The sequence below is a fragment of the Pseudomonas sp. B14(2017) genome (assembly GCF_002113255.1).
GTDB classification, from domain to species: domain Bacteria; phylum Pseudomonadota; class Gammaproteobacteria; order Pseudomonadales; family Pseudomonadaceae; genus Aquipseudomonas; species Aquipseudomonas putida_Z.
The window spans coordinates 58,612-82,224 of the sequence record NZ_NEJY01000010.1 but is presented as its reverse complement, the minus strand read 5'-3'; the positions used below and the strand labels follow the sequence as shown (position 1 = coordinate 82,224).

Annotated in this window: 24 protein-coding genes; 8 read left to right on the top strand and 16 right to left on the bottom strand. The window is 62.5% G+C overall.

Annotated elements, in window-relative coordinates:
* Positions 1–175: 175 nt before the first annotated feature.
* On the bottom strand, positions 176–1,675 hold the full coding sequence (glpK, locus tag CAG34_RS12290; RefSeq protein WP_015271569.1) for a glycerol kinase GlpK: 1,500 nt from the start codon (positions 1,673–1,675) through the stop codon (positions 176–178).
* 51 nt (positions 1,676–1,726) lie between these two features.
* A complete protein-coding gene (locus CAG34_RS12285) occupies positions 1,727–2,578 on the bottom strand; it encodes an MIP/aquaporin family protein (protein ID WP_075046148.1) in 852 nt (283 codons plus the stop codon).
* Between the two features lie 303 nt (positions 2,579–2,881).
* Here CAG34_RS12285 and ybaK point away from each other — a divergent pair, with 303 nt between their 5' ends.
* Entirely contained in the window at positions 2,882–3,352 is a 471-nt protein-coding gene (gene ybaK, locus CAG34_RS12280) for a Cys-tRNA(Pro) deacylase (RefSeq protein ID WP_085590236.1), read from the top strand.
* Positions 3,353–3,490: 138 nt separating this feature from the next.
* On the opposite strand, the gene CAG34_RS12275 is transcribed toward ybaK, so the two are convergent.
* Positions 3,491–4,600: an ABC transporter ATP-binding protein gene (locus CAG34_RS12275; RefSeq protein ID WP_025340392.1), complete on the bottom strand. Its 1,110-nt coding sequence runs from the start codon at positions 4,598–4,600 to the stop codon at positions 3,491–3,493.
* Positions 4,597–5,517, bottom strand: coding sequence for an ornithine carbamoyltransferase (gene argF / locus CAG34_RS12270; protein WP_013973960.1), 921 nt, complete (start codon positions 5,515–5,517; stop codon positions 4,597–4,599). Before argF ends, CAG34_RS12275 begins: the two co-directional genes overlap by 4 nt.
* 397 nt (positions 5,518–5,914) lie before the next feature.
* Between argF and CAG34_RS12265 the strand changes: the two genes are divergently transcribed.
* Entirely contained in the window at positions 5,915–8,023 is a 2,109-nt protein-coding gene (locus tag CAG34_RS12265; RefSeq protein ID WP_085590234.1) for a molybdopterin-dependent oxidoreductase, read from the top strand.
* Between the two features lie 91 nt (positions 8,024–8,114).
* A complete protein-coding gene (gene grxD, locus CAG34_RS12260) occupies positions 8,115–8,450 on the top strand; it encodes a Grx4 family monothiol glutaredoxin (protein WP_003254949.1) in 336 nt (111 codons plus the stop codon).
* A 57-nt stretch (positions 8,451–8,507) separates the two neighbouring features.
* On the opposite strand, the gene bfr is transcribed toward grxD, so the two are convergent.
* Both bfr and CAG34_RS12250 read right to left on the bottom strand, forming a co-directional pair.
* Positions 8,508–8,981 carry a bacterioferritin gene (bfr, locus tag CAG34_RS12255; protein ID WP_003258014.1) on the bottom strand — a complete coding sequence of 158 codons (474 nt, stop codon included), beginning with the start codon at positions 8,979–8,981 and terminating at the stop codon, positions 8,508–8,510.
* Between the two features lie 201 nt (positions 8,982–9,182).
* Entirely contained in the window at positions 9,183–9,401 is a 219-nt protein-coding gene (locus tag CAG34_RS12250; RefSeq protein WP_003254947.1) for a bacterioferritin-associated ferredoxin, read from the bottom strand.
* A gap of 224 nt (positions 9,402–9,625) precedes the next feature.
* Between CAG34_RS12250 and CAG34_RS12240 the strand changes: the two genes are divergently transcribed.
* Entirely contained in the window at positions 9,626–10,228 is a 603-nt protein-coding gene (locus CAG34_RS12240; protein WP_085590232.1) for a peroxiredoxin, read from the top strand.
* 159 nt (positions 10,229–10,387) lie between these two features.
* Here the strand turns inward: CAG34_RS12240 and rnt are convergent, their stop codons facing one another.
* On the bottom strand, positions 10,388–10,999 hold the full coding sequence (rnt, locus tag CAG34_RS12235) for a ribonuclease T (RefSeq protein WP_230388460.1): 612 nt from the start codon (positions 10,997–10,999) through the stop codon (positions 10,388–10,390).
* Between the two features lie 59 nt (positions 11,000–11,058).
* Positions 11,059–12,105 carry a dihydroorotase gene (pyrC, locus tag CAG34_RS12230; protein ID WP_015271562.1) on the bottom strand — a complete coding sequence of 349 codons (1,047 nt, stop codon included), beginning with the start codon at positions 12,103–12,105 and terminating at the stop codon, positions 11,059–11,061.
* A 130-nt stretch (positions 12,106–12,235) separates the two neighbouring features.
* On the opposite strand from pyrC, the gene CAG34_RS12225 reads away from it, so the two are divergent.
* Together CAG34_RS12225 and CAG34_RS12220 are read left to right on the top strand one after the other, a co-directional pair.
* On the top strand, positions 12,236–13,195 hold the full coding sequence (locus CAG34_RS12225; protein ID WP_085590230.1) for an OmpA family protein: 960 nt from the start codon (positions 12,236–12,238) through the stop codon (positions 13,193–13,195).
* Positions 13,196–13,699: 504 nt separating this feature from the next.
* Positions 13,700–14,917, top strand: a complete 1,218-nt coding sequence (locus CAG34_RS12220) for an argininosuccinate synthase (RefSeq protein ID WP_013973956.1) — start codon at positions 13,700–13,702, stop codon at positions 14,915–14,917.
* 58 nt (positions 14,918–14,975) lie between these two features.
* Here CAG34_RS12220 and CAG34_RS12215 read toward each other — a convergent pair whose 3' ends face one another.
* The gene (locus tag CAG34_RS12215; RefSeq protein ID WP_085590228.1) at positions 14,976–15,458 is read right to left on the bottom strand and encodes a hypothetical protein; all 483 of its coding nucleotides are present in this window, start codon (positions 15,456–15,458) and stop codon (positions 14,976–14,978) included.
* A 365-nt stretch (positions 15,459–15,823) separates the two neighbouring features.
* On the opposite strand from CAG34_RS12215, the gene CAG34_RS12210 reads away from it, so the two are divergent.
* Complete coding sequence (locus tag CAG34_RS12210) at positions 15,824–16,444, top strand: response regulator transcription factor (RefSeq protein WP_023660944.1); 621 nt, start codon at positions 15,824–15,826, stop codon at positions 16,442–16,444.
* A gap of 43 nt (positions 16,445–16,487) precedes the next feature.
* Here CAG34_RS12210 and CAG34_RS28990 read toward each other — a convergent pair whose 3' ends face one another.
* From CAG34_RS28990 to metG, 7 genes are all read right to left on the bottom strand, one after another.
* Positions 16,488–16,664 (bottom strand): PA3496 family putative envelope integrity protein, encoded by a 177-nt coding sequence (locus CAG34_RS28990; protein ID WP_003258006.1) that lies wholly within the window; start codon positions 16,662–16,664, stop codon positions 16,488–16,490.
* A gap of 104 nt (positions 16,665–16,768) precedes the next feature.
* Positions 16,769–17,407: an endonuclease III gene (nth, locus tag CAG34_RS12205; protein WP_085590225.1), complete on the bottom strand. Its 639-nt coding sequence runs from the start codon at positions 17,405–17,407 to the stop codon at positions 16,769–16,771.
* Between the two features lie 4 nt (positions 17,408–17,411).
* Entirely contained in the window at positions 17,412–17,936 is a 525-nt protein-coding gene (locus CAG34_RS12200) for an NADH:quinone oxidoreductase (RefSeq protein WP_085590223.1), read from the bottom strand.
* On the bottom strand, positions 17,929–18,528 hold the full coding sequence (locus CAG34_RS12195; protein WP_085590221.1) for an RnfABCDGE type electron transport complex subunit G: 600 nt from the start codon (positions 18,526–18,528) through the stop codon (positions 17,929–17,931). The genes CAG34_RS12200 and CAG34_RS12195 overlap by 8 nt, the downstream gene beginning before the upstream one ends.
* A complete protein-coding gene (locus CAG34_RS12190) occupies positions 18,525–19,499 on the bottom strand; it encodes an RnfABCDGE type electron transport complex subunit D (protein ID WP_085590219.1) in 975 nt (324 codons plus the stop codon). Before CAG34_RS12190 ends, CAG34_RS12195 begins: the two co-directional genes overlap by 4 nt.
* The gene (locus CAG34_RS12185) at positions 19,496–20,044 is read right to left on the bottom strand and encodes an Rnf-Nqr domain containing protein (RefSeq protein WP_085590217.1); all 549 of its coding nucleotides are present in this window, start codon (positions 20,042–20,044) and stop codon (positions 19,496–19,498) included. The genes CAG34_RS12190 and CAG34_RS12185 overlap by 4 nt, the downstream gene beginning before the upstream one ends.
* A 165-nt stretch (positions 20,045–20,209) precedes the next feature.
* Entirely contained in the window at positions 20,210–22,249 is a 2,040-nt protein-coding gene (metG, locus tag CAG34_RS12180; protein ID WP_085590215.1) for a methionine--tRNA ligase, read from the bottom strand.
* 158 nt (positions 22,250–22,407) lie between these two features.
* On the opposite strand from metG, the gene apbC reads away from it, so the two are divergent.
* Positions 22,408–23,502, top strand: coding sequence for an iron-sulfur cluster carrier protein ApbC (gene apbC / locus CAG34_RS12175; protein ID WP_016713757.1), 1,095 nt, complete (start codon positions 22,408–22,410; stop codon positions 23,500–23,502).
* Positions 23,503–23,613 lie beyond the last annotated feature (111 nt).

Sequence of the window (23,613 nt, the reverse complement as noted above, 5' to 3'; positions counted from 1 at the left end):
CGGCCTTGTGTCGCGAAAGGGCTGCAAAGCAGCCCCAGCAATTTCAACTATTGCGCATCAATGCTGGGGCCGCGTTGCGGCCCTTTCGCGACACAAGGCCGCTCCCACAGGTACAGCGACAACCCCGAGATCAACGCTGCACCCACAGGATTTGGGCAAGCTATCGCGCCAGGGATCAGGCCTCGTGATCTTCCCAGTCGCGGGTACGGTCGACTGCCTTCTTCCAGCCTGCGTACAGCTTCTCTTTCTGCGTTTCATCCAGCTGCGGGCTGAACTCGCGCTCGATGATCGCCTTGTCGCGCAGTTCGTCCAGGCCGCTCCAGAAGCCACAGGCCAGGCCTGCCAGGTAGGCCGCACCCAGCGCGGTGGTTTCGCGCATCTTCGGCCGCTCCACGCAGGTGCCGAGGATGTCGGCCTGGAACTGCATGAGGAAGTTGTTGGCCACCGCACCGCCGTCCACGCGCAACTCGGACAGGCGCTGGCCGCAGTCCTGCTGCATGGCGTCGAGCACGTCGCGGGTCTGGTAGGCGATCGATTCCAGAGCGGCGCGGATGATGTGGTCCACCTTCACGCCACGGGTCAGGCCGAACAGTGCACCACGGGCATATGGGTCCCAGTACGGGGCACCCAGACCGGTGAAGGCTGGCACCAGGTACACGCCGTTGCTGTCCTTGACCTTGCTGGCGAAGTATTCGGTATCCAGTGCGTCGTTGACGATCTTCAGTTCGTCACGCAGCCACTGCACGGTGGAACCACCATTGAACACCGCGCCCTCCAGCGCATAGGCCACTTCGCCTCGCGGGCCGCAGGCGATGGTGGTGAGCAGGCCATGGGACGACTTCACCGCCTGGTCGCCGGTGTTCATCAGCAGGAAGCAGCCGGTGCCATAGGTGTTCTTGGCCTGGCCCGGCTCCACGCACATCTGGCCGAAGAGTGCCGACTGCTGGTCGCCGGCGATACCGGCAATAGCGATGCCGCTCTTGGTGTGGCCGTAGACCTCGGAGGAAGGGCGTACCTCGGGCAGCATCTGCCGTGGGATGCCGAGGATTTCCAGTAGCTTGTCGTCCCACTGCAGGCTGTGGATGTTGAACATCAGCGTGCGCGAGGCGTTGGTGTAATCGGTGACATGCACCTTGCCACCGGAGAACTTCCAGATCAGCCAGGTATCGATGGTGCCGAACAGCAGTTCGCCGCGCTCGGCGCGTTCACGGGCGCCCTCGACATTGTCGAGGATCCACTTCAGCTTGGTGCCGGAGAAGTACGGGTCGGTGACCAGGCCGGTGGTTTCGCGAATGTAGTCTTCATGGCCGTCGCGCTTGAGCTGGGCGCAGATCTCGGTGCTGCGGCGGCACTGCCAGACGATGGCGTTGTACACCGGGCGGCCGGTTTCCTTGTCCCATACCACGGTGGTTTCACGCTGGTTGGTGATACCCAGTGCGGCGACCTGAGCGTGGCTGATGCCCGCCTGGGCCAGGGCCTCGACCATGGTCGCGCTCTGCGTGGCGAAGATTTCCATCGGGTCGTGCTCGACCCAGCCCGCCTGCGGGTAGTGCTGGGCGAATTCGCGCTGGGAGGTACCCACCACATTGGCGTCGCGGTCGAAAATGATGGCCCGCGAACTGGTGGTGCCCTGGTCCAGGGCGATGATGTAGTTCTTATCCTGGGTGTCTGTCATGGTCGTAGGCCTTGCGAAAATAGGGGTTCAGGGCTGGGCGTGATGCCGGCGTCAATTGACTTGAGTATCGCCCTGGCGATTGTCATTTGTCTCAGGGTTCACGGCGGCTGCCATTGGCAGGTTGCGGGCGATCAGGCCGCGATAGGTCGCGGCGCCCAGGCAGGCGCCAAGGATCGGTGCGAACACCGGAACCAGGAAATAAGGCATGTCCCGACCGCCAGTGAAGGCGATTTCGCCCCAACCGGCCAGGAAGGTCATGAGTTTTGGTCCGAAATCGCGGGCCGGGTTCATGGCAAAGCCGGTCAACGGGCCCATGGCGCTGCCGATCACGGCGATCAGCAGGCCGATCAGCAGCGGAGCCATGGCGCCGCGCGGCAGGCCGTTGTTGTCGTCGGTCAGGGCCATGATCACGGCCATCAGGATGGCGGTGATGATCACTTCGACCAGGAACGCCTGGCCGGTGGACAGCGATGGGTGCGGATAGGTGGAGAACACCGAGGCCAGTTCCAGGCTGGCTTCGCTACCGCGCAACATGGCGTGGGTTTGTTCGAAATCGAAGAACAGGTTGCTGTACAAGGTGTAGACCAACGCTGCGCCACAGAATGCGCCGCATACCTGGGCCAGCATGTAGAAGGGCAGCTTGCGCTTGTCGAAACCGGCGAACAGGGTGAGGGCGATGCTCACCGCAGGGTTCAGGTGCGCGCCGGAAACACCGGCGGTGAGGTAGATCGCCATGCTGACGCCCACGCCCCAGATGATACTGATTTCCCAAAGGCCGAAGCTGGCGCCCGCGACCTTGAGCGCGGCGACGCAGCCGGTACCGAAGAAGATGAGCAGAGCAGTGCCGAGGAACTCGGCCAGGCATTGGCTTGACAGCGCGGGTTGGCGTAGAGCAGTCGTCATGTATGACCTCGTTTTTTTTGTTGTGAGGCGCGTGGCGCTCGACAGCAACGCCCGGAGTCTATCCCCGTTGACCCCAGGCAGATGTAGGAAACGCACCTTAAAAGTGCATCATTTATTCAGAAACGAAAAAATATAGACAAGAAACGCTGATGTCAAAGGTCGAAAGTGAACGGCTGGTCACGATCTGGATGCTGGTTTCAGGTGCGGATCCGCGTACTAGAGGCGCGCAGTTGCGGTTCGCTGGCTGCGGTGTGGGAATTGTCCTAAAGTAGCCGCCGAGCTGTCCCCGACCGGAGCCCCCGCATGACCCCCGCCCTAGACCTGTTGAAGAAACACCGTGCCGAGCATCGTGTGCACAGTTACGAACATGACCCCAAATCGGCGTCATATGGCCTGGAGGCGGCGGAAAAGCTCGGTCTCGACCCACAGCAGGTGTTCAAGACCTTGCTGGCGAGCAGTGAGAAGGGTGAATTGCTGGTGGCGGTGGTGCCTGTGGTGGGTACGCTCGACCTCAAGGCCCTGGCCCATGCTGCCGGGGTGAAAAAGTGCGAGATGGCCGACCCGGCGGTTGCGCAACGGGCCACGGGGTACCTGGTGGGCGGGATCAGCCCGCTGGGGCAGAAGAAGCGCCTGCGCACCTTCATCGATGACTCGGCGCAGAACTTTGCAACCATCCATGTCAGCGCCGGGCGGCGTGGCTTGGAAGTGGAATTGGCGGCCGTGGTGCTGGCTGAGTACACCCAGGGCAAGTTTGCCGGGATTGGTAGAGGCTGAGAATCTTGGGGGCTGCTTTGCAGCCCATCGCCGGCAAGCCAGCTCCCACAGGTACAGCGTTGCCTTCAGGGCATGTGGTGATTCTGTGGGAGCTGGCTTGCCGGCGAAAGGGCCGCAGAGCGGCCCCAGAATGTCGAATCAGGTCGCCGAACTGTATCGGCGAACGCCGTTCTCCTGCCGCGGCAACTGCGCCGCAACGCTGCCCGGAACCGGGAACAGCACCAGGTGATCGGCCTTGACCGCAATCCCCACATCCTCACCGACCTGATGGTCGTTATGGCTAGGGAAGATCGCCTCCAGCTGGCTGCCGGTCGGCAACTGCAGGCGGTACAGGGTCGATGCCCCAAGGAAGCTCTTGCCGACGATGTTCGCCTGCAGCGCGCTGCCCGGTGCGTGGACGATATCGTCAGGGCGCAGCAGCACATCCACAGAGCTGCCCGGCGCCATGATGTAGGCACGGTTGCCGCGCAGTTCACCCAGCTCGGTATTGACCGCTTCGTGGCTGATCATCTGCCCACGGATGAAATATCCCTGGCCAATGAAGCTGGCCACGAACGGAGTCTGCGGCTCGTGGTAAAGGTTGTAGGGCGTGTCCCACTGCTCCAGGCGGCCTTCCTTGAACACGCCAACCTGGTCGCTGACGGCAAAGGCCTCTTCCTGGTCATGGGTCACCAGGATGGCGCTGGTGCCGCGGCTCTTGAGAATGTCGCGAACCTCATGGCTCAGGCGCCGGCGCAGCTCCACGTCGAGGTTGGAGAATGGCTCGTCGAGCAGCAGCAGTTGCGGCTCCGGTGCCAGCGCACGGGCCAGGGCGACCCGTTGCTGTTGGCCGCCGGACAGTTCATGCGGGTAGCGCCCGCCCAGGCCGCCCAGCTTGACCAGCTCGAGCATCTCTTCGATGACCTCGGCCTGGCGCGGGTGCTTGGCGATGCCGAAGGCAATGTTCTGTGCCACGGTCAGGTGCGGGAACAGCGCGTAATCCTGAAACACCATGCCGATGCGGCGTTTTTCCGGGGCCAGGGTGAAGCCAGCCCGGGAAATGACCTCGCCAGCCAGCTGGATCTCGCCGTCGTGCACGGGTTCGAAACCGGCGATGGCGCGCAGGGTGGTGGTCTTGCCGCAACCGGATGAACCCAGCAGGCAACCGATGTCGCCTGCGTTCAGGTGCAGATTGAGGTTCTGGACGATGCGCTGGTCGCCATAGCCGCAGGCCAGGTTGCGCAGGTTGAGCAGTAGGGGTTGACTCATGCGTGGTGGTAAGCCGGTTCTACAAGGAATTCGAGAAGGGCCTTCTGTGCATGCAGGCGGTTTTCAGCCTGGTCCCAGGCGACCGAACGTGGGTCGTCGAGCAGGTCATGGCTGATTTCCTCACCACGGTGGGCTGGCAGGCAGTGCATGAACAGGGCGTCGGGTGCCGCCAGGTCGAGCAGTTCGCGGGTGACCTGGTAAGGCGCGAAATGCGCCAGGCGCCGTGCAGTTTCCTCCTCCTGGCCCATGGAAGTCCAGACATCCGTGGTCACCAGATGGGCGCCGCGCACGGCTTCCTTCGGGTCACGCACGATCTGCACGTGGTCGCCACCAATGGCCATGAAGCGTGGGTCCGGCTCGTAGCCTTCCGGGCAGGCGATGCGCAGCTGGAAGTCGAACTGCCTGGCTGCCTCGATGTACGAGTTGCACATGTTGAAGCCATCGCCGATCCAGGCCACGGTCTTGCCCTGGATCGAGCCGCGATGTTCGAGGAAGGTCTGCATGTCGGCCAGCAGCTGGCACGGGTGCGACTCGTCGGACAGCGCGTTGATCACCGGCACACGCGAGTTGGCGGCGAATTCGGTCAGGGTGCTGTGGGCGTGTGTACGGATCATCACCACGTCGAGCATGCTCGACAGCACGATGGCACTGTCGCCGATCGGCTCGCCACGGCCCAGCTGGGTGTCGCGCGGGGACAGGAAGATGGCCTGGCCGCCGAGCTGGATCATGCCGGCCTCGAACGACACGCGGGTACGGGTTGAGGACTTCTCGAAGATCATGCCCAGCACGCGGTTCTTCAGCGGCTCGAACAGCACGCCTCGCTTGCGCAGGTCCTTCAGCTCGATGCCGCGGCGGATCACCCCGAGCAATTCGTCGGTGGTGAAGTCCAGCAGGGAGAGAAAGTGCCTAGCGCTCATGATTGACTACCTTATCTGCAACGGTATGCAGGTCGACCGTATGGTTTTTTTTGACAACGGGAGTGACCTGCGGCGTAAGCCGCACGGGGGCGGACGAAATAGGGAAAGGCGCAATACTATAAGTAAATGTCGCCTGAAGCCAAGAGGGGAAACAGCTGCCCAGTACCAAAGGGTGTTGCAAAGGGTGTCTTTACCCGACGGACAGTGCTGTTTTTTATTTGCTACAGAGGGTTGTACACGGCTTGCCGGCAATTTGGCAAATGGCTGTCGCAAATCGTGTGCCTGATGTCGGTGGATTCACGCCGCGAAGCGCGCTGGTCGGCGGCGGGGGCTGGGCGCATAGTCGATGTTCGACAACCCTCTACACATCCTCCACGACAACAAGGCAGAGGCGGCCATGACCAAGACCCTGCATCACCGTGCCTGTCACCTGTGCGAAGCGATCTGTGGGCTGAACATCGAAGTCAGCCATGACGACGACGGGCGGGCGCTGATCAGTTCGATCAAGGGCGACCCCCAGGACCCGTTCAGCCGCGGCCATGTCTGCCCAAAGGCCGTGGCCCTGCAGGACATCCAGAATGACCCCGACCGCCTGCGCCAACCGCACAAGCGGGTGGGCGAGCACTGGCAGGCCATCGGCTGGGACGAGGCCTTTGCCCTGGCCGCCGACAGGCTGTGGGCGATCCAGCAGGCCCATGGGCGCAATGCCGTGGCGGTGTACCAAGGCAACCCGAGCGTGCACAACTACGGCCTGATGACCCACAGCAACTACTTCCTGGGCCTGCTGAAAACCCGCAACCGCTTCTCTGCCACCTCGGTGGACCAGTTGCCGCAGCACCTGGTCAGCCACCTGATGTACGGCCATGGCCTGCTGCTGCCGATTCCGGACATCGACCAGACCGGTTTCATGCTGATCCTCGGCGGCAACCCGCTGGCATCCAACGGCAGCATCATGACCGTGCCGGACGTGGAAAAGCGCCTGAAAGCGCTGCAGGCCCGGGGTGGGCGACTGGTGGTGGTGGACCCGCGGCGCAGCGAAACGGCGGCGATGGCCGACAATCACCTGTTCATTCGCCCTGGAGGGGATGCGGCCTTGTTGTGCGGCTTGCTCAACACCCTGTTCGCTGAAGGCCTGGCGCGCGGCTCGCACTTGCCGGTCGCGGGTCTGCAGCAGGTGCGCGAAGCGATCGCGCCGTTCAGCGCGGAGGCCATGAGTGCGCACTGTGGCATTGCCGCGACAGACATCCGCCAGCTGGCACGGGACTTCGCCGCGGCCGACAAGGCGGTGTGCTACGGCCGCATGGGGGTTTCGACCCAAGCCTACGGCACCCTTTGCCACTGGCTGGTGCAACTGATCAACCTGGTGACCGGCAACCTTGACCGTGAAGGCGGCGCGTTGTGCACCGAGCCTGCCGTCGACCTGGTGGCGACCACCTCGGGTGGCCATTTCAACGCCTGGCAGAGCCGGGTGTCGGGCTTGCCCGAGTACGGCGGCGAACTGCCCGTGGCGGCCTTGGCCGAGGAAATGCTCACACCCGGCGAAGGGCAGGTGCGCGCGCTGGTGACGGTGGCTGGCAACCCCGTACTGTCCACGCCCAACGGCCGCCAGCTGGATGTGGCGCTGGAAGGGCTGGAGTTCATGCTCAGCATCGACCTGTACATCAACGAAACCACCCGCCATGCCGACCTGATCCTGCCCTCCACCTCGGCGCTGGAAAACGACCATTACGACTCCACGTTCAACTTGCTGGCCGTGCGCAACGTGACCCGCTTCAACCGGGCGATCCTGGCCAAGCCCGAAGGAGCATTGCATGACTGGGAGATTTTCGTCGGGCTGGCACAAGCGTTCGCCAAACGCGCCGAGCTGGAGTTGAAGCCGACCTGGGCGCCAGCGCAGATGATCGACCTGGCCCTGCGCAAGGGGCGCTATGGTGAAGCGACACCCTGGCAGTTGTCGCTGGCAGCGCTGGACGAGCACCCGCATGGCCTCGACCTGGGGCCATTGCGCGCCAACCTGGCAGCGCGCCTGACGACTGCCAGCAAGGCTGTCGAAGCGGCGCCCCAGGTGCTGCTGGACGACCTGGGGCGGTTGGCACAACAAGCCCCTCCGACGCCGGGCGAACTGCTGCTGATCGGCCGTCGCCATGTACGCAGCAACAATTCGTGGATGCACAATTTTCATCGGCTGGTGAAAGGCAAACCGCGACATCAGTTGTTGATGCACCCGCAGGACCTGCAGCAGCGGCAGCTGCAGGACGGCCAGCGGGTTCGTGTCCGCTCGCGTACCGGGGAGCTTGAAGTCGAGGTGCAGGCCTGCGAGGACATGATGCCGGGCGTGGTGAGCCTGCCCCATGGCTTCGGTCACTCTCGTCGGGGCGTGCACATGCAGACCGCCCAGGCGCAACCTGGCGTGAGCGCCAACGACCTCACCGATGAGCGCCTGCGTGATCAGGTTTCCGGCAATGCCGCCCTCAATGGCGTACCCGTGCAGGTAGAGGCCGCGTAAGGAACGGTAAGGCCGAGCATGCTGCTCGGCTTTCCGATACAATGCGTCACCGTGCCGACGACCGCGTCGGAAAGTTCAGCCGAGGTGCTACATGGATATCATCGAAACGATCAAAGAGCAGATTGCCAACAACACCATTCTGCTTTACATGAAAGGCTCGCCGAATGCCCCGCAGTGTGGCTTCTCTGCGCGTGCATCGCAGGCCGTGATGGGTTGTGGCGAGAAGTTCGCCTACGTCGACATCCTGCAGAACCCGGAAATCCGTGCGAACCTGCCAAAGTACGCCAACTGGCCGACCTTCCCGCAACTGTGGGTAGCCGGTGAGCTGGTCGGCGGCAGCGACATCATGCTGGAAATGTTCGAAAAGGGTGAGCTGCAGACCCTGATCAAGGAAGCGGCTGCCAAGGCCAAGGCTTCCGAGGCCTGAATTTCCGGCAAGCATGAAAAAACCCGCTGATCGCGGGTTTTTTCATGGGGCGAATATTTATTCTTCGCCCATCTGCGACTGCAGGTAGTTTTCGATACCAATCTTGTCGATCAGCCCCAGTTGGGTTTCCAGCCAATCGATGTGTTCTTCCTCGGACTCGAGGATGTCTTCGAGCATGTCACGCGAGCCGAAGTCGCCAGCGGTTTCACAATGGGCGATGGCTGCTTTCAGGTCGACCAGGCCTTTCTGTTCGATCTTCAGGTCGCACTCGAGCATTTCCTTGGTGTGCTCGCCAATCAGCAGCTTGCCCAGGTCCTGGACGTTGGGGATGCCTTCGAGGAAGAGAATACGCTTGATCAGTTTGTCAGCGTGCTTCATCTCGTCGATGGATTCCTTGTACTCGTGCTTGCCGAGTTTGTTCAGGCCCCAATCTTCGTACATGCGTGCGTGCAGGAAGTACTGGTTGATCGCGACCAGCTCGTTTCCGAGGATCTTGTTGAGATGCTGGATGACGCTTACGTCGCCTTTCATTTCGGGTTCCTGCCCTGTAGAAGTGTGCCAATACAGTGAAGTTTGAGCCCGATACTTAGGAGTGTCAAACCTAAGTTCTTGAATAATAAGTGAAAATTAATGGAAATAAGAATGTTTGTGAACCGCGTTGGAGCGCTAACTTATTGAATTGCGGGCATAAAAAAACCGGACGCAAGGTCCGGTTCTTCGAATTCTGGGTTTTCAGGCCGCGGTAAATTCCACGGGGTAGGGCAGGGCTGCCTGGCTGACTTGGAGCTCGGTCAGGGTCTCGCGGACCACCTGCTTGGCCACGCAGGCACATTTGCCACACTGGCTGGCGACATTGGTCGCGGCTCGCACTTCCTTGTAGCTGCAGCATCCTTCATAGATCGCATCGCGGATCTGTCCGTCGGTAACGCCGACACAAAGACACACATACATAAAGGCTGACCATCGTTGGTGGGCTCGATGGGGTGGAGCTTAATGTTAATGAGAATGCTTGTCAAAGGAGTTTCTGAAAGGGCCGTGCTTGAGCGACCGGCGGTTGCTTCGTCGTTGGAGTCGGCCTGTCACCAGAAGCCGTGTATGATGGTCGGCCTTTGTTGGATGTCGGGCAAGCCCGTCTGGCCCGGCAAACGGTTTTTCACCCTCATCAGGAGATTACAATGAGCGTACTCGTTGGTAAGAAAGCCCCCGATTTCACCGTTCCGGCCGTGCTGGGCAATGGCGAGATCGTCGACAGCTTCAACCTGGCTTCGGCCATCAAGGGCAAGTACGGCCTGGTGTTCTTCTACCCGCTGGACTTCACCTTCGTCTGCCCGTCCGAGCTGATCGCCCTGGACAACCGCATCCCTGACTTCCAGGCGCGCAACGTGGAAGTGATCGGCGTGTCGATCGACTCGCACTTCACCCACAACGCCTGGCGTAACACCCCGGTCAACAACGGCGGTATCGGCCAGGTCAAATACACCCTGGCTGCCGACATGACCCACGAAGTCTGCAAGGCCTACGACGTCGAGTCCGAAGGCGGCGTGGCCTTCCGTGGTGCCTTCCTGATCGACACCAACGGTGTTGTCCGTTCGCAGATCGTCAACGACCTGCCACTGGGCCGCAACATGGACGAGCTGCTGCGTCTGGTCGATGCCCTGCAATTCCACGAAGAGCACGGCGAAGTTTGCCCTGCCAACTGGAAAAAAGGCGACAAAGGCATGAACGCTTCGCCGGAAGGCGTTGCTGCCTACCTGAGCGAGAACGCTGGCAAGCTGTAATTGCCAAGCGCATGAAAAAACCGGCCCTTGTGGCCGGTTTTTTTGTGCCGTCCTGTGCCGGCCTCTTCGCGGGCTTGCCCGCTCCCACAGAAATCGCACAATGGCTGAGGCCACTGCAGTACCTGTGGGAGCGGGCATGCCCGCGAATGCTCTTTCAACTCAATCGTTGAAATCGCGCCAGCCGCCCATCTCTTTCCAGCGGTTGACGATGCCGCAGAACAGCTCGGCCGTCTTCTCGGTGTCATAACGCGCCGAGTGCGCCTCACGCCCGTCGAAGTCGATGTCGGCGCTCTGGCAGGCCCGCGCCAGTACGGTCTGGCCGTAAGCCAGGCCCGCCAGGGTAGCGGTGTCGAAGCTGGAGAACGGGTGGAACGGGTTGCGCTTCAGGTCATTGCGCGTTACCGCTGCATTGAGGAAGCCCAGGTCGAAGCTGCTGTTGTGGCCGACCAGGATCGCCCGCTTGCAGCCATTGGCCTTGAGCGCCTTGCGTACGCCGCGGAAGATGTCGGTCAGCGCACTTTCCTCGCTGACCGCCATGCGCAGCGGGTGGTCCAGCTTGATCCCGGTGAACTCCAGCGCGGCCGCCTCGATGTTGGCGCCCTCGAATGGCTCCACCCGGTGGAAGTAGGTGTGCTCGGGGAACAGAAAGCCCTTTTCGTCCATGCCGATGGTGACAGCGGCAATTTCCAGCAGGGCATCGGTAGCGCTGTTGAAGCCGCCGGTTTCAACATCCACTACTACCGGCAGATAGCCGCGGAAGCGCTCGGCCATCGGGTGGCGCGAGCCGCTGCTGCCTTGGGTGTCCAGGTCGTCTTCGTAGAGGTCTTCGCTCACGCGTTTTCCTCCAGCAGGCGCCAGCGCAGTTTTTCGCCGGCGCGCAGCGGGACCACGGTCTGCTCGCCAAACGGCAGGCTGTCCGGGGCGGTCCATTCTTCGCGGACCAGGGTAATGGTGTCGGTGTTCGCCGGCAGGCCGTAGAACGCCGGGCCGTGCAGGCTGGCGAAGCCTTCCAGCTTGTCCAGCGCGTTACGCTGCTCGAATGCTTCGGCGTACATCTCGATTGCCGCGTAGGCGGTGTAGCAACCGGCACAACCGCAGGCGGCTTCCTTGGCATGACGGGCGTGCGGGGCCGAGTCGGTACCCAGGAAGAACTTCGGGTTGCCGCTGGTGGCCGCGTCCAGCAGCGCCACCTGGTGGGTGTTGCGCTTGAGGATCGGCAGGCAGTAGAAGTGCGGGCGAATGCCGCCAACCAGCATGTGGTTGCGGTTGTACAGCAGGTGCTGCGCGGTGATGGTCGCGCCGACGTTGGCCGGGGCCTCGGTGACGAACTGCGCGGCATCGCTGGTGGTGATGTGCTCGAACACCACCTTCAGCGTCGGGAAGCGCTCGACCACACGGCGCATGTGCTCGTCGATGAAGCGCTTCTCGCGGTCGAACACGTCGATCTCGCTGCGGGTCACTTCGCCATGCACCAGTAGCGGCATGCCAACTTCCGCCAGCGCCTCGATGGCCGGGAAGATGTTGTCGATGCTGGTCACGCCCGAGTCGGAGTTGGTGGTGGCGCCGGCAGGGTACAGCTTGGCGGCGTACACGAAACCGCTGGCCTTGGCCGCGCGGATGTCCTCGGGGCTGGTGCGGTCGGTGAGGTACAGCACCATCAGCGGCTCGAAGCGGCTGCCAGCCGGGCGGGCGGCCAGGATGCGCTCACGGTAGGCGCCGGCCTCGACGGCATTGCGTACCGGCGGAACCAGGTTGGGCATGATGATGGCACGGGCGAAAGTACGCGCCACGTCGCCAACGGTGTGGGGCAGGACGGCACCATCGCGCAGATGGATGTGCCAGTCGTCGGGACGCAGGAGGGTCAGGCGATCGGACATTGGGGATTCCAGGCGGGTCGAACTCAAGCCCCAATGCTACCGGAAAACCCTGGGTGGAGCACGGCTATCAAGTTTTCCGGCAGGCGTCCGATAGCCTGCAGGTAAGCCGTCAGAATTTGTGGAGCCGCCCGTGCGCCAGCGTTACCTAGCCCTGTTGACCCTGTTCGCCAGCCTGCCGGCCGGCGCGCTGACCTTCCAGACGCGCATGGAGAACATCGCCTGGAAGGTCGAGGGTGACCAGTTCGAGTGCCGGCTGATCCAGCCGATCGACGGCTTCGGCAGCGGCGAGTTCGTGCGCCGCGCGGGCGAGCAGCCGGTGTTCCAGCTGCGTTCGGACAGCAATGTACTGGGTGCGGGCACGGCGACCTTGCTGGCAGCCGCTGCGCCGTGGCAACCCGGGCGCAGCGACATCAACCTGGGCAGCGTGCGCATGGCCCGCACCGGGGTGCTGTTCAGTTCGTCCCAGGGCCAGGCCAGCCGCCTGATCAACGGCCTGCTCGATGGGCGCAGCACGGTGGTACGCAATTACGCCGGCGAGGCGGGCAGGCCGATGGAAGTGCGTGTACTACCGGTCAGCTTCGCCAAGGCCTACAGCGACTATCAGGCTTGTGCCGGCAAGCTGCTGCCGATGAATTACGACCAGGTGCGCCAGACCCAGGTGGGCTTCCCCGGGGGCGGCTTCGAGCTGGATGGTACGGCCAAGGCGCGGCTGGATGTGATCCTCGACTACATGAAGGCTGACCCGACGGTGAACCATGTCGAGCTCAACGGCCACTCCGACAACAGTGGCAACCGCCTGACCAATCGCGACATGTCGCGCCGCCGGGCACTGGCGGTGGCCGACTACCTCAAGGCCCATGGCGTTCCGGAAGAGCAGATTACCGTGCGTTTCCATGGCGAGCGTTACCCATTGGCGAAGAACACCAATGCTGCCAACCGGGCGCGTAATCGTCGGGTGAATATTGAACTGGATCGGGTGACGGTGGTTGAAAAACCGGTGGAGAAGCCGGTTGAGCAGGCGGTGCCTGCTGCTCCGACGCCAGCGCCAGCCAGTCCGGCTGCTGCCGCGCCGGGGGCGAAGGCGCCCTGAGATCGGGTTGGTTGCCGGGTACATGGCAGGGGATTGCATTAGGGCCTACAGGTGTCCGCCACAACATTTTTGGCGCCTGTGAGACCGAGCGCCGCCCGCGCGGCGCATCGCCGGCAAGCCGGCTCCCACATCTGTTTCGGGCCAGTCTCTTCTGTGCCTGGCGCGCGCGCCCCCTTGTTTGTACGACACGATATCGAAGGTAGCGCTGCTGCTCTTCTGCAATCTCCAGCCATGCACCCAGGGTGCGAGTGCGCAGGAGGCAGGAGTAACTGGCCCGAAACAGATGTGGGAGCCGGCTTGCCGGCGATGCGCCGCGCGGGCGGCGCTCGATCTCATAGGCGCTGAACAGGTCAAGGCATGCACCTTGGGGCCCTGATACTATTCTCCCGTCGCCCTTCCGAAACTTCCTGTCGCTTTGTCGTCAGAAGCTGTCGCCCCACTGTAAATTTATCCGTAACGTCGTTAGAATCGATCCCTTTCCGTACAACCCCGTGGAGTGATGGCATGGCGGACGTAAAAAAGGTCGTACTGGCGTATTCCGGCGGCCTTGATACTTCGGTGATTCTCAAGTGGCTGCAGGATACCTACAACTGCGAAGTGGTGACCTTCACCGCTGACCTGGGTCAGGGCGAAGAGGTCGAGCCGGCTCGTGCCAAGGCCCAGGCAATGGGCGTTAAAGAGATCTACATCGACGACCTGCGCGAAGAATTCGTGCGTGATTTCGTGTTCCCGATGTTCCGCGCCAACACCGTCTACGAGGGCGAGTACCTGCTGGGTACTTCCATCGCCCGTCCGCTGATCGCCAAGCGCCTGATCGAAATCGCCAACGAAACCGGCGCCGACGCCATTTCCCACGGCGCCACCGGCAAAGGCAACGACCAGGTGCGTTTCGAACTGGGTGCCTACGCCTTGAAGCCAGGCGTCAAGGTAATCGCCCCATGGCGTGAGTGGGACCTGCTGTCCCGCGAGAAGCTGATGGACTACGCCGAGAAGCACGGCATCCCGATCGAGCGCCACGGCAAGAAGAAGTCGCCGTACTCGATGGACGCCAACCTGCTGCACATCTCCTACGAAGGCGGTGTCCTGGAAGATACCTGGACCGAGCACGAAGAAGACATGTGGCGCTGGAGCGTCTCGCCCGAGAACGCCCCAGACCAGGCTACCTACATCGAGCTGACCTACCGCAACGGTGACATCGTTGCCATCGACGGTGTCGAGAAGACCCCGGCCACCGTCCTGGCCGACCTGAACCGTATCGGTGGTGCCAATGGCATCGGCCGTCTGGACATCGTCGAGAACCGTTACGTCGGCATGAAGTCGCGTGGCTGCTACGAGACCCCAGGCGGCACCATCATGCTCAAGGCCCACCGTGCCATCGAGTCGATCACCCTGGACCGCGAAGTCGCTCACCTGAAGGATGAGCTGATGCCGAAGTACGCCAGCCTGATCTACACCGGCTACTGGTGGAGCCCGGAGCGTCTGATGCTGCAGCAGATGATCGACGCTTCGCAGGTCAACGTGAACGGCGTGGTACGCCTGAAGCTGTACAAGGGCAACGTCACCGTTGTCGGCCGCAAGTCGGACGACTCGCTGTTCGATGCCAACATCGCTACCTTCGAGGAAGATGGCGGCGCCTACAACCAGGCGGACGCAGCGGGCTTCATCAAGCTCAACGCCCTGCGTATGCGCATTGCTGCCAACAAGGGCCGTTCGCTGCTCTGATCGCTGGCATGTGCAGCAAGAACCCCGGCCCAGGCCGGGGTTTTTTTTGTCTGTGATATCAATGGCCGTCGCTCGCCTGCTGTCCATCAAGCGAGCTGATCGATAGTTGTGCGCACTGGCGTCTATCCAGGTTGCAAAAGCGCCACGTGCGCGCTTGCTGAGGCGGTTGGGCAAGGGCGGACAACAATTGCTGCTCCATCATGCGATAGGCATCTGGGCCGGAAAACATGAATGTGACAGGCTCACCCTGCAGCGCTTCGCTGGTATTACCGGGCATTGCATGTTTGGCCACATCGCTCTGTGTCGACGGGTTGTCATTTGCCGTCCTGTTTGATGAAGGGTCGTAGAACGACTTGTAATTGAAGTTGAGCGTGAGGAAGAACAGTGCCGTCAGGAAGAATGGGAAGCCCACCAGGAACCAGGTATAGAGCTTTTGGCTGGACTCGCTGAGAAACGGCAATGTGGCAAGGGCGGAGGCTTCGATAATCCCAGCGAAGATAGCAATGATCGTCAGCGGGGCGACAGGCTGTACTTGGTGCATATGGGTCGTCTCCAGCGATTTTGCACATCTTTGCCTTACGGCGATGCTCAACTAAAGACTGGATTGTTTCCCGGGTGAGAATAATCGCTCGAAATCCTGATGACGGTGTTTGTTCAGCGCATTTGAGCTGAATATTTCCTGAGGTGTCGGCCGGCTTTCAACTGGTGCACTTTTATCGGCCGGTGATACCGTTCATTCGGTAACAGAGAATTTGATTGTTACAAGTGCATCAGTTGAGTGTAGGAAATTTCTGTAAGTGTTGTAGGTTCTATCTGTTCATATATTTCGCCGGTAAATCACCGCGCCAGTAAGCGTTCTGTAGGTTATCTTGGCGGGCCAAAGCAAAAGCAATGAATGGATATCGCATGAATAAAGTGCTTATCGTGGATGATCATCCGGTCATACGCCTGGCCGTACGCATGCTGATGGAGCGGCATGGGTATGACGTCGTGGCGGAAACCGACAACGGGGTGGCTGCGCTGCAACTCACACGGCAACACCTGCCGGATATCGTGGTGCTCGATATCGGTATCCCCAAGCTGGATGGCCTGGAGGTGATCGGTCGCATGACAACTTTCAGCCCGGGCAGCAAGGTGCTGGTGCTGACATCGCAGGCCCCCGGCAACTTCTCGATGCGCTGCATGCAGGCGGGGGCGGCGGGGTATGTGTGCAAGCAGCAGGAACTCACCGAGCTGCTGAGCGCCATCAAGGCCGTACTGTCGGGCTACAGCTACTTCCCCAACCAGGCCTTGCATGTGTCACGTGGCAGGGGCGGAAGCGAGACGGATATGGTCAACCGCCTCTCGGCGCGCGAGATGACCGTGTTGCAACAGCTGGCGCGAGGGCGTTCCAACAAAGAGATTGCCGACAGCATGTTCCTCAGCAACAAGACGGTCAGTACCTATAAGTCGCGCCTGTTGCTCAAGCTCAATGCGCGCTCGCTGGTCGACCTCATCGAGCTGGCGCAGCGGCAAGGGTTGAACTGACCGCCAAGGCCGTAAAGCCTCCAGCCAGGAGGCTTTGCCAGGGTTACAGATCGTAGTCGAAGTCGGCCAGCTGCTTCTGCAGACGCCTTTCTTCCAGCATATTATCAATGGTGCGGCGCTTGCTCAGGTTGGTCTTTGCGGTTTCTACCTGGGGTTCCGCTTCGTCATCCGCGGCAACAAAATCATCTTCGATCGACAGGTCGTCTTTATCGCTACTCATGAGTCGCTCCAAGCCAAGGGGCCATTGGCCGTCCTTATAACCAGAAAGCAGACGCTGGTAAAAAAGATTTTTTCAATCGCTGCAGGTGGTTTCCAGCTATCGACTCAATCGTCGGAGGTCTTGTGCTTGTACTCGCACAAATCTTCGATCCGGCAACTGCCGCAGCGCGGCTTGCGTGCCTGGCACACATAGCGCCCGTGCAGGATCAGCCAGTGGTGGGCGTCGAGCAGGTAATCCTTCGGCACGAACTTGATCAGCTTTTTCTCCACCTCCAGCACCGTCTTGCCTGGCGCAATGCCCGTGCGGTTGCTGACCCGGAAGATATGGGTATCCACCGCCATGGTTGGCTGGCGGAACGCCGTGTTGAGCACTACGTTGGCGGTCTTGCGGCCCACGCCGGGCAGCGCCTCCAGGGCTTCGCGGGTTTGCGGTACCTGGCTGCCATGGCGTTCGATCAGCAGTCGGCAGGCTTCGATGACGTTCTTGGCCTTGCTGTTGTACAAGCCAATGGTCTTGATGTACTCGCTCAGGCCTTCGACGCCCAGCGCATAGATGGTCTCGGGGGTGTTGGCGACCGGGAACAGGCGTGCGGTGGCCTTGTTGACGCCGACATCGGTGGACTGCGCAGACAGTGTCACGGCGACCAGCAGTTCGAACGGGGTGGTGTAGGCCAGCTCGGTTTTCGGGTCGGGGTTGTCTTCGTGCAGCCTGCGAAAGATCTCCAGGCGTTTGGCGGCATTCATGAAATCAGAGCTTTCCTTGACGACGTGGTTGGGCGGGGCCCGGACGCAGGCGATTGTACAAGGCCAACAGCAGTCCGAGCAGTAGCAAGGCGCCCGGGGCCAGGCTGGCCAGGTGCAGGCCGGTACCGTCGGCCAACCATTGGCGGCTGGCGCCGAGCAGCAGGCATGTGGCAAGCAGCGCACAAAGGTGGCCGGCGAGCAGGCGCCAGCGCCCTTGATCGGGCAGCAGGTGGTCAGTGGCCAGGCATTGCAGGCACAGCAGTGCGGGATAGTGGCCGAGGGCAAGTGCCACTGGCAGCAGCCAGGCATGCAGCGCCAGTTGCAGGCAACTGGCCAGGGCCGCCAACAGCAGCAGGCTGGCCAGCACATAGGTCCAGGTGGCAAGCCGCTGGCGCAGGGGGGCCAGCAACAGCTGGTGAAGGCTGCTCATCAGCACCGCACACACGCCGATGGTGGCGCCTTCGCTCAGTGTTCGGGTGGCGCCCAGCAGGGGCACGAGGCTTGCGCCGAGCAGGCAGAACCTATTCATGCATGCCCTCCAGCAATACGCTGCGCTGCTCATCGAAGTAGCTCAGCGCTTCCTGCAGCGCGCCGATCACCGCCCGTGAGGTCACGGTTGCGCCTGCCAACTGGTCAAAGTCGCCCTGGTCGCGCTTCAGCGCCCAGCGATCGCCCAACTGGCGGTTGGCAAATTGCCCAAGCCAGTTCAGTTGCGGATCACCCAGGCGTGCACCCAGCCCGGGGCTTTCCTGTTGCTCGACTACCTGGCTGCCGATCAGCCGGCCGTCCGCGGTGATGGCCACGCTCAGCACGATCGGCCCGGCATAGCCCTGGGCCTGGGTGACCAGGATGATGGCGGCCGGCTTGCCCGCCAGCGTCGCCCGGTAAGCTGCCAGGATACGGCTGTTTGGCCGCTGTGCGGCGGGCCTGGGCAGCGGGCTGTCCAAGGGCTGGTTGTCGTAACTGCCTTCTGACAGCACTGCCAGCCGCTGACGGCTATTCAGTTGCTTCTCGGCGTCGGCGATGGCCGCGCTGGTCCAGTGTCGCCAGGCCAGGGTGGCCGACAGTGCCAGTACCCCGGTCAGTAGCAGCAGGCCCACATCACGTACCAGGCGTTTCATCGTGCAACCTGCTGGCGCTGCAAAGCCAGGCGTTCGAGGCTCGGCGCCATGAGGTTCATCAGCAGGATGGCGAACGCCGTACCGTCCGGGTAGCTGCCCCAGGTGCGGATCAGGTAGATCAGCAGGCCCGCCCCCAGGCCAAACCCCAGCTTCGCCCACTCCTGCCGGGGGCCGGATACCGGTTCGGTGGCAATGAAGAACGCCGCCATCATGGTCGAGCCGGAGAACAGGTGCAGCAGGGGGGAGCCGTTGGAGTCCGAACCCGATCCATTCCAGCCCAGCAGGCTGAACAGGAACAACCCTGCCAGCAGGCCAACCGGCGCATGCCAGCTGATCACCTTGCGTTGCAGCAAAAACAGGCCGCCCAGCAGGAACGCCAGGTTGACCCATTCGCTGCCCTGCCCACCGATGCTGCCGAAGCCCGGGTGGCTGGCGAACAGTTCATCGATGGTCAGGCTGCGGTTGTGGCGCAGGCCGTCGAGCAGTGTCGGCCGGGCCCAGGCATCGATCTGCTCGCCGCCGGCGAACACCAGCTGCAGGCTGTCGAGCAGGCCTGGTGCCGGCCCTGGCCAATGGTTCATCTGCAACGGGAAGCTCAGCAGCACGAAGGCGTAGCCGACCATGGCCGGGTTGAACAGGTTGCGCCCGACCCCGCCAAAGGCCTGTTTGCCGATGCCGATGGCAACACTGGCTGCGACCACAGGCAACCACCAGGGCGCCAGGGTGGGCAGGGCGGCGGCCAGCAGCACGGCGGTCACCAGCGCGCTGCCGTCGTTCAGCACCGTGCGCAGCGGTTGTGCTCGCAAGGTAAGCAACAGCGCCTCGCACAGCAGCGCGGCGCTGGAGCACAGCAACAGGTTCAGTAGCAAACTCCAGCCGTGCAGCCAGAACAGCGCCAACAGGCCAGGTACGCAGGCCAGCAACACCAAGCCCATGCTGGTGCGTAGCCGCGGGTCGGGCTTGGCGGTCATTGGGCGAAAAGCCCGTTGAAGCCGGAAAACGCCATGGCCATTACCCCGGCCCCAAGCAGTTCGATGGGCAGGCCGCGCATTGCCCCCGGGACGTCGGCATGAGCGCTGCGCTGGCGCAGGTCGGCGAACAGCACCAACGCCAGCCAGAAGCCGCCGCCGGCCAGCAGGCCTTGCAGCAAGGTAGCGAGCCATGTGCTGTCGTCGCTTGCCTGTTGCAGGGTCAACCCCAGTACTACCGCGTTGCTCAACAGCAGTGCGGGCAGTTGCGTCACCGGCCAGCTCGGGCGCCACCTTGTCAGCAGCCATGGCACGCCCCAGGCGAGCACGGCCAGCCAGGGCAACAACAGGAACAGGGCAAGGTCCTGGGCCTGCAGCGGGGCAAGCACCCCGCGCACCAGTAGTTGTGCGCCGGTCACGCCCAAGGCAATGCACAGTGCGCAGGCGAGGCCGTGCACGTGGAGGTGCAGCCTGGGGAATGGCTGTTGTTGCAGGCACAGGTGATTGACCAGCGCAGCGCTGATCAGGACCAGGATGTAGTCGCTCATGAGATGACGATAGCCGGGAATCGGGGCGATTGTCCGGGTTTGGCATCAAGGTGCCGGAGTCATTGTGGGAACGGGCGTGCCCGCGAACACCGGCAACGCCGGTGCCATGCACCGCGTAGTCAGTTTCGCGGGCACGCCCGCTCCCACAAGGTCCAGCAGGTTTTGTTACTTGATGCGCTGGCCCGGCTTGGCACCGCTGTCCGGGCTCAGCAGGTAGATCTCTTCACCGCCAGGCCCGGCCGCCATGACCATGCCTTCGGATACGCCAAAGCGCATCTTGCGTGGCTTGAGGTTGGCCACCATCATGGTCAGGCGGCCTTCCAGCTGGGACGGGTCGGGGTAGGCCGACTTGATGCCGGAGAACACGTTGCGGCGCTCGTCACCGATGTCCAGGGTCAGTTGCAGCAGCTTGTCGGCACCCGGCACGGCCTCGGCTTTGACGATCAGTGCCACGCGCAGGTCGACGGCTGCGAAGGTGTCGAACTCGATTTCCGCCGACAGCGGGTCCTTGGCCAGTTCGCCGTTGCCGGCCGGGGCCTTGGCTTCGGCGGCCAGCAGGTCTTCCTTGCTGGCGGCGACCATGGCTTCGACCTTGGCCGGTTCGATACGGCTCATCAGCGCCTTGAACGGGTTCAGCTGGTGGTTTTCCAGGCGCGACTGGTGGTCGTTCCAGGTCAGCGGTGCCACGTTGAGGAAGGCCTCGGCGTCGGCAGCCAGCACCGGCAGCACCGGCTTGAGGAAAATCACCAGTTGGCGGAACAGGTTGATGCCTTGGGCGCAGATGGCCTGCACTTCATCCTGCTTGCCTTCCTGTTTGGCCAGCGACCATGGGGCCTTGTCGGCGATCCAGGCGTTGGCGCGGTCGGCCAGCGCCATGATTTCGCGCATGGCACGGCCAAAGTCGCGGCCTTCATAGGCGTCGGCGATCGACGGGGCGGCCGCCAGGAAGGCTTCGGTCAGCTCCGGTGCGGCATCGCCAGCCACCATCACGCCTTCGTTGCCCTTGTGAATGAAACCGGCGCAGCGGCTGGCGATGTTGACCACCTTGCCGACCAGGTCGGAGTTGACCTTCTGCACGAAGTCTTCCAGGTTCAGGTCCAGGTCATCGACACCACGGCCCAGCTTGGCCGCGTAGTAGTAACGCAGGTATTCCGGCTGCAGGTGGTCGAGGTAGGTGCGGGCCTTGATGAAGGTGCCGCGCGACTTGGACATCTTGGCGCCGTTCACGGTCAGGTAGCCGTGCACGTTTACCGCGCTCGGCTTGCGGAAGCCGGCGCCTTCGAGCATGGCTGGCCAGAACAGGGCGTGGAAGTTGACGATGTCCTTGCCGATGAAGTGGTACAGCTCGGCCTTGGAGCCCTCGTTCCAGAACGCGTCGAAGTCCAGCTCCGGGCGGCGTGCGCAGAGGTTCTTGAAGCTGGCCATGTAGCCGATCGGTGCATCCAGCCACACGTAGAAGTACTTGCCTGGCTCGCCCGGGATCTCGAAGCCGAAGTACGGCGCGTCGCGGGAGATGTCCCATTCCTGCAGGCCCGAGTCCAGCCATTCGGCCAGCTTGTTGGCTACCGCGTCCTGCAGCGTGCCGCTACGGGTCCACTGCTGCAGCATGGCCTGGAAGTCCGGCAGCTTGAAGAAGAAGTGCTGGGAATCACGCAGTACCGGGGTGGCGCCGGAGATCGCCGACTTGGGGTTTTTCAGCTCGGTGGGCGCGTAGGTGGCGCCGCATTTCTCGCAGTTGTCGCCGTACTGGTCTTCGGCCGCGCACTTGGGGCAGGTGCCCTTGATGAAGCGGTCGGCGAGGAACATGCCCTTTTCCGGGTCGAAGTACTGGGTCACCGAACGGGTGGCGATGTGCCCGGCGTCACGCAGGCGCGCGTAGATCAGGCTCGACAGCTCGCGGTTTTCTTCGCTGTGGGTGGAGTGGAAATTGTCGAAATCCACCAGGAAGTCGGCGAAGTCGCTGCTGTGTTCGGCCTGGACGTTGGCGATCAGCTGTTCCGGGGTGATGCCTTCCTTCTCGGCGCGCAGCATGATGGCCGAACCGTGGGCGTCGTCGGCGCAGACGTAGATGCACTGGTTGCCGCGCAGCTTCTGGAAGCGGACCCACATGTCTGTCTGGATGTACTCGAGCATATGGCCAAGGTGGATCGATCCGTTGGCATAGGGCAAGGCGCTGGTGACGAGAATCTGACGTGGCTCGGACATGGTGGCTCGGCTACTTATCTGGCGACGGGGTAAAAATGAGGTTGATCGGCCACTATAAAGGGCTGGCGAAGATATTTCACCCCGCATGCGCATCTGCTGACGATTGACGGGTTAGGATAGGCGTCTGTTTTACATTCAGTTTGCCATTGGGAGTCTCCATGAGTGCCGTCACCCGTGCCGCCGTCGAGGGCGTGCTTCGCCAGTACACCGACCCCTACCTGAACCAGGACCCGGTCAGCGCCGGCTGCGTGCGCGCCATCGATATCCAGGGCGGGCAGGTCAGCGTGCAGTTGCAGCTGGGTTATGCCGCAGGGCTGTTCAAGAACGGCTGGGCCCAGGTGTTGCAGACCGCCATCGGCAACCTCGAGGGCGTCAGCAGTGCCCAGGTGTCGATCGACTGCGTGGTGGCCGCGCACAAGGCCCAGGCCCAGGTGCCGGCAATGGCCAACGTCAAGAACATCATCGCCGTGGCCTCGGGCAAGGGCGGTGTGGGCAAGTCGACCACCGCGGCCAACCTGGCCCTGGCGCTGGCCCGCGAGGGTGCGCGGGTGGGTATTCTCGATGCCGATATCTATGGCCCCAGCCAGGGCGTGATGTTCGGCATCGCCGAAGGCACCCGCCCGCAGATTCGCGAGCAGAAGTGGTTCGTGCCGATCAAGGCCCATGGCGTGGAAGTCATGTCCATGGCGTTCCTGACTGACGACAACACGCCGATGGTATGGCGTGGCCCGATGGTTTCCGGCGCGCTGCTGCAGTTGGTGACCCAGACCGCCTGGGACGACCTGGATTACCTGGTGATCGACATGCCGCCGGGCACCGGTGACATCCAGCTGACCCTGGCGCAGAAGGTACCGGTTGCCGGTTCGGTGATCGTCACTACCCCGCAGGACCTGGCCTTGCTGGATGCCAAGAAGGGCGTGGAGATGTTCCGCAAGGTCAACATCCCGGTGCTGGGCGTGGTGGAGAACATGGCCGTGCACATCTGCTCGAACTGCGGCCATGCCGAGCACCTGTTCGGCGAAGGCGGTGGCGAGAAGCTGGCGAGCCAGTATGGCGTCGACCTGCTGGCGTCGTTGCCGCTGTCGATGCTGATCCGCGAGCAGGCCGATAGTGGCAAGCCGACGGCGATCGCCGAGCCGGAAAGCCAGATTGCCATGGTCTATCAGGAACTGGCCCGCCAGGTGGGCGCGCGGATCGTGCTGCAGGAAGCTGCTGCGCCGGCGATGCCTAGCATTACCATCAGCGAAGATTGACCTGTCAGATCGCGTCGTTCTCTTCGCGGGCTTGCCCGCTCCCACAGGGACTGCACAGCATTTGAAGTTTGTGTTGTACCTGTGGGAGCGGGCAAGCCCGCGAAGCAGGCG